The sequence below is a fragment of the Streptomyces sp. NPDC048415 genome (assembly GCF_040651675.1).
In the GTDB taxonomy this organism is placed as follows: Bacteria; Actinomycetota; Actinomycetes; order Streptomycetales; family Streptomycetaceae; genus Streptomyces.
The window spans coordinates 15,581-29,436 of record NZ_JBEZKJ010000097.1 but is presented as its reverse complement, the minus strand read 5'-3'; the positions used below and the strand labels follow the sequence as shown (position 1 = coordinate 29,436).

Below are 13,856 nucleotides of genomic sequence, written 5' to 3'. Positions count from 1 at the left end.
GGCCTGCTTTCAGCCCGTCCGGCGTTTGAGGACGAGGCCGTTCAGGCCGAAGCGGGGGGCCGGGGGCGGCAGCCCCCGGGGACGGGATGGGTAGGGGCGGCGGGGGCGAGGAACGTTCTGGACGGAAGCGGCGTGCTCAGGAGCCACGGCTGCCCAGCGGCCGGGGTTTCGTGTGGGGGTGGGGTGTCAGCGGTCTGCGACGCGCATTTCGAACCAGGTGGTCTTGCCGCGGGGCAGGAGGTCGACGCCCCAGCGGTCGGAGAGTTTGTCGACGAGGAAGAGGCCTCGGCCGCTGAGGTCCATTTCCTGGACGGGCATCAGGCAGGGAAGCCCGCGCGAGGGATCGCGGACCTCGATGCGGATCCAGCCGCGGCGACGGCGCATACGGAGTCCGAAGACGCGGGCGCCGGTGTGGCGCACGGCGTTGCCGACGAGCTCCGAGACGAGTAAGACCGCGTCCTCGGTCATCTTCGGCGACAGTCCCCACTGACGCAGGACCACGACCTGCGTGAGCCGCCGCGCGGTGGCCGCGGACTCCGGGCGGGACGGCAGCGGCACCTCCGCCTCGGTCGGATTGCCGAACAACTCCAATGCCCTGAGCGCCCGTTCGTCCTCGACCGCAGGCGTCCAGCGCGCCGCGGTCGCACTCCCGTGCCGCCGCGGCTGTTCGATACCCTCCAGCCCCGCCATGCCCCCATCATGGCCGCCCAGAGCACCCTTCGGGGGCGTTCCGAAGGAATCCGCCCCCCGGAACGACCCATTCCGCAACATCCGATTGACATATGCCACAGGCAGTTCGGGGGGCGGGACGGCCCGGCTGGCCTGCGGGAACGGTGCGGAGAGGGGCAAGCCCCGACGGCCTCGGACAAGGTGGACTTAAGGCTGTCTTAAGGCTTGCATAAACCGCCCCTTCGAGGGACATCGGGTAAGACATCGCGTCAACTGCAAGGGGATCAGCGCAACTTGGAGGGTGAATTTCGCTGCCTGGAGGGTGCCGGCCGGGGAACTCTCAGAGGAACTTGGCCTTACCGGGGCCCTCCTCCACGAAGCTCCGCATCCCCCGTTCACGGTCCTCCGTCGCGAACAGGCCCGCGAACCAGTTCCGCTCGATGGCGAGTCCGGTCTCGAGGTCCGTCTCGAGGCCCGCGTCGATGGACTCCTTGGCTGCCCTGAGCGCGATCGCCGCGCCCTGCGCGAGATTCACGGCCCAGGCGTGCGCAGCGGCGTACACCTCGTCGGCCGGGACGACCCGGTCCACGAGGCCGAGGGTCAGGGCCTCGTCGGCCTTGACCATTCGGCCGGTGAAGATGAGGTCCTTGGCCTTGGAGGGGCCGATCAGACGGGACAGGCGCTGGGTGCCGCCGGCGCCGGGGATCAGGCCGAGCAGGATCTCCGGCTGCCCCAGCTTGGCGTTCTCCCCGGCGATGCGGTAGTCGGCGCAGAGGGCCAACTCGCAGCCCCCGCCGAGCGCGTAGCCCGTGACGGCGGCGACGACCGGCTTGGGGATGCGGGCGACCGCGGTGAAGGAGTCCTGCAGGGCCCGGGACCGCACGACCATCGCGGCGTGGTCCATCGCCTGCATCTCCTTGATGTCCGCGCCCGCCGCGAACACCTTCTCCCCGCCGTACAGGACCACGGCGCGGACGTCCGCCCGGCGTGTGGCCTCCTCGGCGAGTTCCTTGAGCCGGTCCTGCGTGGCGATGTCCAGCGCGTTCATGGGAGGGCGGTCCAGACGGATGGTGCCCACACCTTCGGCGACTTCGAGATGCACAGTCATGGGAGCAGGTTAGTGGGCGTTAACGACAACGGGCCCGGTGTGCTCGCTCACATGTGAACGGCACCCCGGGCCCGGAGGCGAAACGATCAGGCGGTCCAGTCCGACCAGGACATGTTCCAGCCGTTGAGGCCGTTGTCCGGAGCGACCGTCTTGTCGTGGGAGTTCTTCACGATCACCACGTCACCGATGATCGAGTGGTCGAAGAACCAGGCCGCCGGCGCATTCCGGTCGCCGCCGCCGCGTGTATCACGCAGGCCGACGCAGCCGTGGCTGGCGTTGTAGTTGCCGAAGGCGTCGCCGCCCCAGTAGTTGCCGTGGATGAACGTGCCCGAGTTGGTCAGGCGCTGGGCGTCGGGCACGTCCTTGATGTCGTACTCGCCGCCGTAGCCGACCGTCTCGCCGTTCATACGGGTCACCCGAAGGCGCTCGCTGATGACCATCTGGCCGTTCCAGGTGTCGTAGCCCGGCTTGCCCGTGGTGACCGGGATGGTCTTGTAGACCTTGCCGTCGCGCTTGACGACCATCTTGTGGGTCTTGGCGTCGACCGTGGAGACCTGGCTGCGTCCGATGGTGAAGCTCACGGTCTTGGCCTGCTTGCCGTAGACACCGGGACGCCCCTCGACGCCGTCGAGGTCGAGGATGACGCTGACCTTCGTACCGGCCTTCCAGTACTGCTCGGGGCGGAAGTCGAGGCGGTCGTTGCCGAACCAGTGGCCCTCGACGTCGACCGCCGGCTCGGTCTTGATTTTGATGGCCTTCTCGACGTCGTCGGGGTGTGTGATGCCCCGGGTGAAGTGGATCGAGAAGGGCATCCCGACGCCGACCTTGGAGCCGTCCTCGGGCGTGTAGATGCCCACGAAGGTGTTCTTCGGGGTGAGGGTGGTGAAGGCGGACTCCTCGGCCGCCTCACGGCCGTCGGCGTCCTTGGCCACGGCGTGGACCTTGTACTTGGTGGCCGACGCCAGGTGGGTCGAGGGCGTCCAGGTGGCGCCCCCGCCGGTGAGTGTGCCGTCGACCGCGTGGCCCTTGGTGTCCTCCACCTTGACCTCGGTCAACTTGCCCTTCGTCGCGGTCACCTTGAGGGCGCCGCTGGTCTTCACGTCATCGGCGCCGTCCTTGGGGGCGATGGTCACGACCGCCTGCGAGGCCTTGGTGTCCGCCGTGGCGGAACCCTTGCCCTTGCCTGCCCCCGAACCGGACCCGGCTCCCGAGCCGGATCCCCCACCCCCGCCGCAGGCGGTCACGGCGAGCAGGAGGACGCCCAGCAGCAGCGCCAGGATCCCCTTGCCCGTGTGTGTCCGCGCGCCAACCGACGCCCCCGATATCGGTCGCCCGTTCAAAGTCGTTCTCCCCTCGCACGGCCTGATCAGGCCCGCACTCCAGCGCGTCCCACGCGCGTATCGCGCTAATTAATCACACGGCCAGGAGCGATGGCTCCCCGGGAATGTCACTGTTCAGTCCCAACTTGGGCCGTGTGGGGGTCGGCTGGAGTCCGTTGTGCGCGTACCCCTATATCGGGCTACTTCACCGCCCCACCCGCTTTCCACGCCTTCCAGTCCATGTTCCACCCTCCAAGTCCGTTGTCGGGAGCGACGGTTTTGTCCTGGCTGTTGACGACCTCGACGACGTCCCCGATGAGGCTGCGGTCGAAGAACCAGCCCGCCGGAGTGTCGGAACTGCCGCCCTTCACGTCCCTCAGGCCCACACAGCCGTGGCTGATGTTGGTGTTGCCGAAGACGTCCTGCGCCCAGTAGTTGCCGTGCAGGAAGGTGCCGGTGTCGGTGAGCCGCATCGCGTGGGGGACGTCCGGGATGTTGTACTCGCCGCCGAAGCCGACCGTGCGGCTGTTCATCCGCGTCACCTCCAGCATCTCCATGACGACCATTTTCCCGTTGTACGTCGTCCTGTTGGGAGCGCCCGCCGTGATCGGCACCGTGGCGAGGAGCTCACCGTCGCGGCGTACCTCCATGGTGTGTTCGGCGGCGTCGACGAGGGAGACCTGGCTGCGTCCGATGGTGAACGAGAAGGTCTTGTCCTGGAGTCCGTACACCCCCGGGGCCGCTTCGACGTCCCGCAGCCGCAGGTCGACGGTGACCTTCGTGCCCGGCTTCCAGTACTGCCGCGGCCGGAAGTCGAGGCGGCCCTTTCCGAACCAGTGCGGGCGGATCTCGACGGCGGGCTCGGCGCTCACGTGGATCGCGCGCTCGACGGCGGCCCGGTTCCCGATCTCCCGGTTGAACGCCAGCGAGACGATCATTCCGGTGCCGACGGTGGAGCGGTTCTCCGGGGTGACGTATCCGATGAACCGCTGGTCGGGGACGTACGTCGTGAATGTCGTGTGGCGCGCCGAGCGCCTGCCACTCCCGTCGAGGGCCACCGCGTCGACCGTGTACTTGGCGGCCAGCCCGAGCCGTGCGTCGTCGGGCTTCCAGGTCTGGCCGTCCCCCGTGATGTGCCCGGGCACCGGGGACTCCTGCGCGTCCTGGGACTTGACGACCTTCACGGACTCCAGGCGCCCGCTGGGCACCCGTACCTCCAGTGTCTGCTGCGGGCGTACGCCCTTGCTGTTGTCGTCCGGCGAGACGCGGATGAGGTCCGTGGGCGACTGTGCTTTGCCCAGGAGATCGTCGATCCCGTCCGAGGTGCAGCCGGAGGCTCCGGCCAGCAGGCCGGCCCAGGTCAGTACGGCGGCCAGCGCGGCCCCTGCGCGCCGCGCGCGCGTGTGTACGTGCTTCACACGGGGCCCAACGACTGTGCCCCGCTGGGGAAACGTGAGTGCGAGCCACGCTGTGGGCAGAACAGTGGGGAGGACGACGGGACGGGGAGCGGTGGCCGGGACGCCGCACGCCCCTTTTCGCGTGGTTCCACGAGCCGCTGGAGGCTGACCGGTGTCGAGCGCACCCGAGCAGGAGGCAGTCCAGGAGGGACCTGCCGCGGGGGGCGGGCTGCCCACGCAGTCGCCCCCCGCGCTGAACGGCGCACCCCGTACGGCGGCGCGGGCCGTGTCCGTGTGGCCCGGCGCCCCGACCCCCCTCGGAGCCCGCTTCCACGTCCGCCCCGACGGCGTCGCGGGCACCAACTTCGCCCTGTGGGCGGCCGGCGCGGAGGCCGTCGACCTGTGCCTCTTCGACGAACACGGCACGGAGAAGCGGGTTGCGCTGAGCGAACTCACCCACGAGATCTGGCACGGCTTCGTGCCCGACGTGCTCCCCGGCCGGCGCTACGGCTACCGCGTGCACGGCCGCTGGGACCCGTGGACCGGCGCCCGCTGGAACCCGGCGAAGCTGCTCCTGGACCCGTACGCCCGTGCCGTCGACGGTGACTTCAGCCTGCCGCCCGAGGTGTACGGGCATGTCCGGGACTGGCCCCAGCAGCAGGTCGCCGACACCGTGCGGGACGACCGCGACTCGGCGCCGCATGTCCCCAAGGGTGTCGTGGTGCATGACGACGACGACTGGTCGGACGACCACCGCCCGAAGACCCCGTGGGCGGACTCGGTGATCTACGAGTTGCACGTAAGGGGGTTCACCCGACTGCACCCCGGGATTCCGGAGGAACTGCGCGGCACTTACGCGGGCCTCGCCCACCCGGCCGCGATCGAGCACCTGGTCAACCTCGGAGTGACCGCCGTGGAGCTGCTGCCCGTGCACCAGTTCGCCCACGAGGACCATCTGCTGCGACGCGGCCTGAAGAACTACTGGGGGTACAACTCGATCGGCTACTTCGCGCCGCACGCGGGGTACGCCGCCTCCGGTACGACCGGACAGCAGGTCGGTGAGTTCAAGCGGATGGTGCGCGCGCTGCACACGGCCGGTATCGAGGTCATCCTCGACGTGGTCTACAACCACACGGCGGAAGCCGGTGAGCTGGGCCCGATGCTGTCGCTGCGCGGCATCGACAACCGGGGGTACTACCGGTTGCAGTCCGACGCCCGGCGGTACGCGGACTACACCGGATGCGGCAACACCTTGCACGTGGTGCAGCCGCATGTGCTGCGGCTGATCACCGACTCGCTGCGGTACTGGGTGACGGAGATGGGGGTGGACGGCTTCCGGTTCGACCTGGCCGCGGCGCTGGCCCGCTCCATGCACGACGTCGACATGCTGTCGCCGTTCCTCGCCGTCATCGCCCAGGATCCCGTGCTGCGGCGGGTCAAGCTGATCGCGGAGCCCTGGGACGTGGGATCCGGGGGCTATCAGGTGGGCTCCTTCCCGCCCCTGTGGACGGAGTGGAACGACCGGTATCGCAACGCCGTGCGGGATTTCTGGCGTGGGGCGCTGCCGGATGTGCGTGATCTGGGGTATCGGCTGTCCGGGTCGAGCGATCTGTACGCGTGGGGCGGTCGTCGTCCGTACGCCTCGGTGAACTTCGTGACCGCCCACGACGGGTTCACGCTGCGGGACCTCGTCTCGTACGAGCGCAAGCACAACGAGGCGAACGGGGAGGGCAACCGGGACGGCACCGGCGACAACCGGGCGTGGAACTGCGGGGCGGAGGGGGAGACCGGGGACGAGCGCGTACGGGTCTTGCGCCGACGGCAGTTGAGAAACCTGCTGACCACGCTGCTGCTGTCGACCGGCGTGCCGATGCTGGTCGCCGGGGACGAGTTCGGGCGGACCCAGCGAGGCAACAACAACGCCTACTGCCAGGACAACGAGATCAGCTGGGTCGACTGGTCCTGTCTCGACGATCCCGGGTGGCGGGAGCTGTTCTCGCTGACGTCCCGGCTGATCACGCTGCGGCACGAGCATCCCGTGCTGCGGCGGCGGGCGTTCTTCTCCGGGCGGGCCCATTCGGCGGACGGGCTGCGGGACTTGGCCTGGTTCACCGCTCGGGGGACGGAGATGACGGAGCGGGACTGGTACGCGCCGGCGGCGACGCTGGGGATGTATCTGTCCGGGCGGGACATTCCCGGGCGGGACGCGCGGGGAGTGCCGGTCGTGGACGACAGTTTCCTCGCCGTACTGCATGCCGGGGACCGGCCGGTGAGTTTTGCGCTTCCCGGGGCGCCTTGGGCCTCGCGGTACGAGGTGGAGGTCGACACCTCGCGGGAGGAGCAGGGGGAGGCGCCGGGGGTGGTGCATCGGGCGGGGGCGGTGATCACGGTGCCGGCTCGGGCGGTGCTGTTGCTGCGGGTGGTGGAGTGAGGGGCGAGGAAAGCACGTCCGCACCATGGACGCGTCCTTGACGGCTCAACCTGCCCACTGGCAACGTCCGTGGTCATGAGGCTCTCCGCTGATCACCCGTGCGCGTACGTCGCGCTCGTGGAGCGGCGCCACGTCGATCTGTGCCGGCAGGCCAGCGCCATCTGTCGCTGAGCCCTCCCCCGGCCTCTTCCTTCTTCCCCCGCGTGTTCCGTCATGGGACACGTCTGTTCTGAGGAACCCGCATGTCCGAAATATCCCGTCGGGTCTTCGGCGGCCTGATCGGTGGCGGTGCTGTCACCGCTGTCGCCGGTACGGCCGGCGCCGCCGAGGCGGCCACCGCCGAGCGCCCGTTCCAGGCCCGTACCGCATCCGCCGGCTCAGCGCGGCGCCCCAACCTCCTGGTCATCCTGGGTGACGACCTCGGCTGGGCCGATCTCTCCTCGTACGGCGCGCCGCACATCAAGACGCCGCACCTGGACCGACTGGCCCGGCAGGGGGTGCGCTTCACGGACGCGTACTCGGGGTCGGCGACCTGCTCGCCGACCCGGTTCAGCCTGTACACCGGGCGCTATCCGGGCCGTACGAAGGGCGGGCTCGCCGAGCCCATCGCCAACAGGACGCAGGGTCTGGATCCCAGCCATCCCACGCTCGCCTCCCTCTTGAGGAAGGCCGGCTATTCGACCGCGCTGATCGGCAAGTGGCACTGCGGCTGGCTGCCCGACTACAGCCCCACCAAGTCGGGCTGGGAGGAGTTCTTCGGCAACCACGGGGGCGTACTGGAGTACTTCTCCAAGCTCGGCCAGCTCGGCGACTACGACCTGTACGAGGGGGACGCGACCTACAAGGACCTGCGCTACTACACGGAGGTCCTGACCGAGCGGGCCGTGGAGTACGTCGGCCGGAACCACGACAAGCCCTGGCTGCTCAACCTCAACTTCACCACGCCGCACTGGCCTTGGCTGGCGGAGGGCGACGAGGAGACCGGCGCCGAGATCGCGGCGAAGATCCGGGCAGCCAAGAGCCAGGCGGAGATCACCGCCGCGCTCAACCACTACGACGGCGGCTCGGTCGCGAAGTACACCGAGATGGTGGAGAGCCTCGACGCGGCCGTCGGCGAGGTGCTGCGGGCGCTGCGCCGCGCCGGACAGGAGGAGCACACGCTGGTGTTGTTCGCCAGCGACAACGGCGGCGAGCGCTGGTCGTATCTGTGGCCGCTCAGCGGCGAGAAGTTCGTGCTCCAGGAGGGCGGTATCCGAGTGCCGACGATCGTGCGCTGGCCGCACCGGATCGACCCCGGCCAGGTCAGCCACGAGCCGAACTTCTCCCCCGACTGGACGGCGACCCTGCTGGAGGTGGGAGGCGCACGCCCCGATCCGGCGTATCCGCTGGACGGGACCAGCCTGGCCGGCTATCTGCTGCGGGGCGAGGAACTGCCGGAGCGGGACCTGTTCTGGCGGGTACGGGCCAACCGGGCGCTCAGGCGCGGCGACTGGAAGTACTACCGGGACGCCGCCGGCAAGGACCACCTCTACCACCTGGCCGCCGACGCCCGCGAGCAGGCCGATCTCGCGCCGGACAGGCCTGAGTTGCTCGCCGAGCTGAAGGGGTCGTGGGAGAGGACCGCGGGCGGGCTGCTGCCGTACCCGGCGGCCTGATCAGCCGAGGATGCCCCGCTCGTACCCCGTCGCCACCGCCGCCGCGCGGTCGTTGACGCCCAACTTGGCGTACAGATGGGTGAGATGGGTCTTCACGGTCGCCTCGCTGATGAACAGTTCACGGGCGATCTCGCGGTTGGACGTCCCCTTGGCGACCAGGGCGAGCACCTCGCGCTCCCGTGCGGAGAGGGGCTCGTTGCCCGGCGGCCGGGGAGCACGGACCGCGGAGACCAGGCGGGAGGCGACGGCCGGGGAGAGCACGGTGCGGCCTTCCGCCGCCGCCCGGACGGCGGTGAAGAGTTCGTCGCGCGGGGCGTCCTTCAGCAGATAGCCCGTGGCACCCGCCTCGATCGCGGGCAGGGTGTCGGAGTCGGTGTCGTACGTGGTCAGCACGAGGATCTGGGCGCGGGCGCCGCGCCGGGTCAGCTCGGCGATCGCGTCCGCCCCGCCGCCGCCCGGCATGCGCAGGTCCATGAGGATCACGTCGGGGTCGAGGGCGGCGGCCTGCTCCAGCGCCTCGACGCCGTTCGACGCCTCGCCGAGGACGCGGAAGCCGGGCGCGGACTCGAACATGCCGCGCAGACCGTCGCGTACGACGGGGTGATCGTCGACGATCAGCAGGGTCGGTGCCGGAGAGCGTGAGGCGGCCGTCCTTATGCTCGATCGAGGCGAGGGCGGGGAGCGCGTTCAGGTCACGCTCGTCGAGCGGTGCGGACGGCGTGAAGGTGATGACGGTGGCCCCTGCCGAGCGCCGGATCAGTCCGGCCGGGGTGTCCAGGGCGGCCACCCGGCCCTGGTCGATCACGGCGATCCGGTCGCACAGTCGCTGTGCCTCCTCCATGAAGTGGGTGACGAGGAGGACGGTGACACCGCTCGCGCGGACGTCCTCGATGAGCTGCCGGGTGTCGCGGCGGGCGCGCGGGTCCAGGCCGGTGGTGAGCTCGTCGAGGACGACGATCCGAGGGTTGCCGATCAGGGCGAGCGCGATGAACAGGCGCTGCTTCTGGCCGCCGGAGAGCTTCGCGAACCGGGTGGTCAGCTTGGGGGTGAGCCCCAGGCGCTCGGCAAGCGGGCCCCAGTCCAGGGGACATGGACAGAAGGCGGCGTACAGCTCCAGGGCCTCACGGACGGTGAGCTTGGGCTGCAGTTCGCTCTGCTGGAGTTGGGCGCCGAGGATGCGGGCCACGCGCGCGTGGTCGGCCACGGGGTCGAGGCCGGTGACCCGGACCCGGCCCGCGTCGGGGACGCGCAGGCCCTCGACGCACTCGACGGTGGTGGTCTTGCCGGCGCCGTTCGGGCCGAGGATCCCGAAGATCTCGCCCTCCTCGACGGCGAAGGAGACGCCGTCGACGACGGCCCGGTCGCCGTAGGACGTGCGCAGTCCGCTGACTTCGATGACTGACATGGTCCGAGGGTCCCCGTGAGGCGGCGGGCGGCACATCGTCCATCGCGCTCGAAGCGGCATCAGCCGATCGGTTGATGCGGCGGTACGACCCCTCGAACGCCCCGGTCCAAGGGTCCTCGAACGTTTCAGGTCCGGCCAAAACTCGGTGGGCGCTGTCAGTGCCGAACCGTAGGCTCGCCCGTGATGCCCACCACAGATGCAGTGACCAAGGACCGCGCCGGAACCGAGGACCGCGCCGGAACCCGAGACAGGGCCGAGCGCGTGCACCGCGCCGACCGTTCGACCGTTCGCAGCCTGCTGCGCCTTTGGCCGTACGTGCGGCCGGTGCGGGTGCGGCTGTTCACCGCGGCGTTCATCGCGGTGGTCGCCTCCTGTACGGGGCTGGTGATCCCGCTCGTCCTGAAGTGGATGGTGGACGGTCCGGTGGCCGGCCACGATCCGGCGGGCGTCTGGCTCGGGGCGCTGTATCTGCTGCTGCTCGGGCTCGCCGAGGCCGTGCTGTTCGGGCTGCGGCGCTGGCTGGTGGCACGGCCGCTGGCGGGCGTCGAGGCGGAGATGCGGGCCGGTCTGTTCCGGCATCTCCAGCGGCTCCCGGTCGCCTTCCACGACCGCTGGGCCTCCGGTCAGCTGTTGTCCCGGGGCACCACCGACCTGATGCTGCTGCGTATGTTCCTGGCCTTCCCGCTGACCTTCCTGCTGGTCAACGGTGTGACGATCCTCGTGGGCGTGGCCATCATGCTGGCCCAGGAATGGACGCTCGGGCTGGTGCTCCTCGCTCCCGCCGTCCCCGTCGTGATCGTCTGCTGGCTCTTCGAGCGGCGCTACTCGGAGGTGGCGCGGCGGGCGCAGGACCAGGTCGGCGACCTGACGACGGTCGTCGAGGAGAGCGTGCTCGGCATCCGCATCATCAAGGGCTTCGGACGCCATCGCAGCCAGGCCCGCGCCTTCCGCGAACTCTCCGGGAGCCTGCGCGGCACGGAACTCGTCAAGGCCCGTCTGCTCGCCTCCATCTGGGCCGTCATCGTCACCCTTCCCGAGCTCGCGATCGGCGCCGCCCTCGTCCTCGGCACGTGCCAGGTCGCCGACGGCCGTCTCTCCGCCGGCACGCTGGTCGCCTTCCTGTCGACGGCCCTCGCACTGCGCTGGCCCATCGACTCCATCGGCTTCCTCCTCGCGATGAGCCAGGAGGCGGCGACGGCGACGGAGCGGTACTTCGAGGTGATGGACGCGGAGCCGGAGACGGAGACATCCAAAGGCGGCGAAGCCGTCACGGACAGTGGACTTCGGTTCCACTCCGTCCAGTTCCGCTACCCCGACGCCCCCGCCGACGCCACCTCCGTCCTCGAACGCATCGACCTCCACATCCGCCCCGGCGAGAGCATGGCCCTGGTCGGCGCGACCGGCACCGGCAAGACCACGCTCACCGCACTCGTCCCCCGCCTGCACGAGGTGACGTCCGGCCGGATCACGCTGGACGGCCGGGACATCACCGCGATGCCCCGCGAGGAGCTGCGCGAACTCGTCGCCGTCGCCTTCGAGGAGCCCACCCTGTTCTCGGCGACCGTCGGCGAGAACGTGCTGATGGGCGCGGAGGACACCGCCGGCCAGGCCGAGCTGGACCGTGCCCTCGCCGTCGCCCAGGCCGACTTCGCGCACGCCCTGCCGCAGGGCACGGCAACCCAGGTCGGGGAGCAGGGCCTGAGCCTGTCCGGCGGACAACGCCAACGCCTCGCGCTGGCGCGGGCCGTCGTCGGCCGCCCCCGCTTCCTGGTGCTCGACGACCCCCTGTCGGCGCTGGACGTCCACACGGAGGCCGCGGTCGAGGCCGCGCTGCGCCGCGTGCTGGCGGAGACGACCGCCCTGATCGTGGCGCACCGCCCGTCCACGGTCCTGCTCGCCGACCGGGTGGCCCTGCTGTCCGGCGGCCGAATCGCCGCGGTCGGCACCCATCACGAACTGCTGCGCACGAACCCCGAGTACGCCCACCTGATGTCGGGTGCAGAGGAGGACGAACGATGACGGCGGCGCCCACGAGCACCGCGCCGAACAAGGAACAGCCGGCCCCGGAACCCGAGCGGTACAAGGACCCCTTCGACCGGGACACGCTGCCCACTCCCCCGGGCGCGACCGCGACGCTCCTGCGCTCCCTGCTCGCCCCGCTCAGGACCCGCGTGGTCGTGACCACCGTTCTGCTGTTGCTCCAGCAGGCCGCGGTGCAGGCGGGCCCGCTGCTCGTCGCGTACGCCATCGACCGGGCCGTACCGGCGTTGCGGCTGGATGACCACGGTCCGCTGATCGCCGTCGGCGTCGCCTATCTGCTCTGCTCGGTGGCGTCCGGAGGGCTCCAGTACGCGTTCATCATCGCCTCGGCCCGGGTCAACCAGGACGTGCTGCTCGATCTGCGCGGCCGGATCTTCCGCCACGCGCAGGCGCTGAGCATCGACTTCCACGAGCGCTACACCTCGGGCCGGCTGATCTCCCGCTCCACCACGGACGTCGAGTCACTGCGCGAACTGCTCAGCGAGGGTCTGCAGGAGCTGGTCACGGTCATCCTGTCGTTCGTCTACATCTCGGCGATGCTGCTCTGGCTGGACCTCGGTCTGGGCGCGGTCGCGGTGGTCTCCTTCGTGCCGCTGTATCTCCTCATCCGCCTCTACCAGCACCGCGCGGGCAAGATCTTCGCCCTGCGTTCGACCGCGATCGCCGCCGTGATCGTGAAGTTCGCGGAGACGATGAACGGCATCCGCCCGGTGCGCGCCTTCCGCCGGGAGGCCGCCAACGATGCGGACTTCCGGGTGCTCAACCAGCGTCACGAGAAGACGAACGGCGACGCCCTGCTGGAGATGGCCCGCTATGTCGTCGGCTCCCGCCTGGTCGCGGGCACGGCGGTCGCCGGGATCGTGCTGTGGGGCGCCTACCGGGTGGCCTCGGGCTCGCTGGCGCTGGGTGTGCTGGCCGCCGCGGTCCTGTATCTGCGCCGCCTGTACGACCCGATCGACCGGCTGGGCATGTTCCTCAACTCCTACCAGTCCGCGGCGGCCTCGCTGGAGAAGATCGCGGGCCTGCTGGCCCAGACGCCCACCGTGCCGGAGCCCTCGGCGCCCCGGCAGCTGCCCGCGCTCGCCTCCGAGCATCCGGGCCGCCAGGTCGCCTTCGACGAGGTCCGCTTCGCGTACCGCACGGGCGGTGAGGTGCTGCCCACCTTCTCGCTCACGCTGCCCGCAGGGCAGACGGTGGCCGTCGTCGGCTCGACGGGCGCCGGCAAGTCGACGCTCGCCAAGCTGCTGGCCCGCTTCTACGACCCCTCGGACGGCCGGGTCCTCCTCGACGGCGTCGATCTGCGCGACCTGTCCGTGCCCGAACTGCGACGCGGGGTCGTCATGGTGACCCAGGAGGCGTTCCTGTTCTCCGGCACGGTCGCCGAGAACATCGCGATCGGCCGCCCCGACGCGTCCCGCGAGGAGATCGAGCGGGCCGCGAAGGCGATCGGCGCGCACGACTTCATCAGCGCCCTGCCCGACGGCTACGACACGGACGTACGCAAACGGGGTGGCCGTATCTCGGCCGGCCAGCGCCAACTGGTCGCCTTCGCCCGGGCGCTGCTCGCCGACCCGGCGGTCCTGATCCTCGACGAGGCGACCAGCTCCCTGGACATTCCCGGCGAGCGGGCCGTGCAGCGCGCCATGTCGACGGTCCTGCGCGGCCGTACGGCGGTGGTCATCGCACACCGGCTGTCGACGGTGGAGATCGCCGACCGCGTGCTGGTGATGGAGCACGGAAGGATCGTCGAGGACGGCACGCCCGCCGAACTCGTCGCGGGCACCGGCAGGTTCGCGGACCTGCACCGGGCGTGGCGCGACAGCCTCGTATAG

At 70.3% G+C, this 13,856-nt stretch carries 10 protein-coding genes and 1 pseudogene; 5 read left to right on the top strand and 6 right to left on the bottom strand.

Going from position 1 to position 13,856, the window contains the following annotated elements:
* Positions 1–186: 186 nt before the first annotated feature.
* The 4 genes from AB0D27_RS37830 to AB0D27_RS37815 all read right to left on the bottom strand — a co-directional run bounded on the left by AB0D27_RS37830 (position 187) and on the right by AB0D27_RS37815 (position 4,514).
* Positions 187–690 carry an ATP-binding protein gene (locus AB0D27_RS37830; RefSeq protein WP_362517992.1) on the bottom strand — a complete coding sequence of 168 codons (504 nt, stop codon included), beginning with the start codon at positions 688–690 and terminating at the stop codon, positions 187–189.
* Between the two features lie 319 nt (positions 691–1,009).
* Positions 1,010–1,777, bottom strand: a complete 768-nt coding sequence (locus AB0D27_RS37825) for an enoyl-CoA hydratase-related protein (protein WP_362517989.1) — start codon at positions 1,775–1,777, stop codon at positions 1,010–1,012.
* Positions 1,778–1,863: 86 nt separating this feature from the next.
* On the bottom strand, positions 1,864–3,117 hold the full coding sequence (locus AB0D27_RS37820; RefSeq protein ID WP_362517986.1) for an Ig-like domain-containing protein: 1,254 nt from the start codon (positions 3,115–3,117) through the stop codon (positions 1,864–1,866).
* Between the two features lie 179 nt (positions 3,118–3,296).
* Positions 3,297–4,514 carry an Ig-like domain-containing protein gene (locus AB0D27_RS37815; protein WP_362517983.1) on the bottom strand — a complete coding sequence of 406 codons (1,218 nt, stop codon included), beginning with the start codon at positions 4,512–4,514 and terminating at the stop codon, positions 3,297–3,299.
* 151 nt (positions 4,515–4,665) lie between these two features.
* Here AB0D27_RS37815 and glgX point away from each other — a divergent pair, with 151 nt between their 5' ends.
* From glgX to AB0D27_RS37800, 3 genes are all read left to right on the top strand, one after another.
* A complete protein-coding gene (gene glgX / locus AB0D27_RS37810) occupies positions 4,666–6,924 on the top strand; it encodes a glycogen debranching protein GlgX (RefSeq protein WP_362517980.1) in 2,259 nt (752 codons plus the stop codon).
* A 75-nt stretch (positions 6,925–6,999) separates the two neighbouring features.
* Positions 7,000–7,095: a putative leader peptide gene (locus AB0D27_RS37805; RefSeq protein ID WP_362517978.1), complete on the top strand. Its 96-nt coding sequence runs from the start codon at positions 7,000–7,002 to the stop codon at positions 7,093–7,095.
* A 71-nt stretch (positions 7,096–7,166) separates the two neighbouring features.
* A complete protein-coding gene (locus AB0D27_RS37800) occupies positions 7,167–8,579 on the top strand; it encodes a sulfatase-like hydrolase/transferase (protein WP_362517975.1) in 1,413 nt (470 codons plus the stop codon).
* Here AB0D27_RS37800 and AB0D27_RS37795 read toward each other — a convergent pair whose 3' ends face one another.
* Together AB0D27_RS37795 and AB0D27_RS37790 are read right to left on the bottom strand one after the other, a co-directional pair.
* The gene (locus AB0D27_RS37795) at positions 8,580–9,152 is read right to left on the bottom strand and encodes a response regulator transcription factor (RefSeq protein ID WP_362517972.1); all 573 of its coding nucleotides are present in this window, start codon (positions 9,150–9,152) and stop codon (positions 8,580–8,582) included. It lies immediately after the preceding gene.
* A gap of 49 nt (positions 9,153–9,201) precedes the next feature.
* Positions 9,202–9,984, bottom strand: a pseudogene (locus AB0D27_RS37790) (ABC transporter ATP-binding protein); the annotation flags it as partial.
* Positions 9,985–10,167: 183 nt separating this feature from the next.
* Here AB0D27_RS37790 and AB0D27_RS37785 point away from each other — a divergent pair.
* Together AB0D27_RS37785 and AB0D27_RS37780 are read left to right on the top strand one after the other, a co-directional pair.
* Positions 10,168–12,003: an ABC transporter ATP-binding protein gene (locus AB0D27_RS37785; RefSeq protein WP_362517970.1), complete on the top strand. Its 1,836-nt coding sequence runs from the start codon at positions 10,168–10,170 to the stop codon at positions 12,001–12,003.
* A complete protein-coding gene (locus AB0D27_RS37780; RefSeq protein ID WP_362517967.1) occupies positions 12,000–13,856 on the top strand; it encodes an ABC transporter ATP-binding protein in 1,857 nt (618 codons plus the stop codon). The genes AB0D27_RS37785 and AB0D27_RS37780 overlap by 4 nt, the downstream gene beginning before the upstream one ends.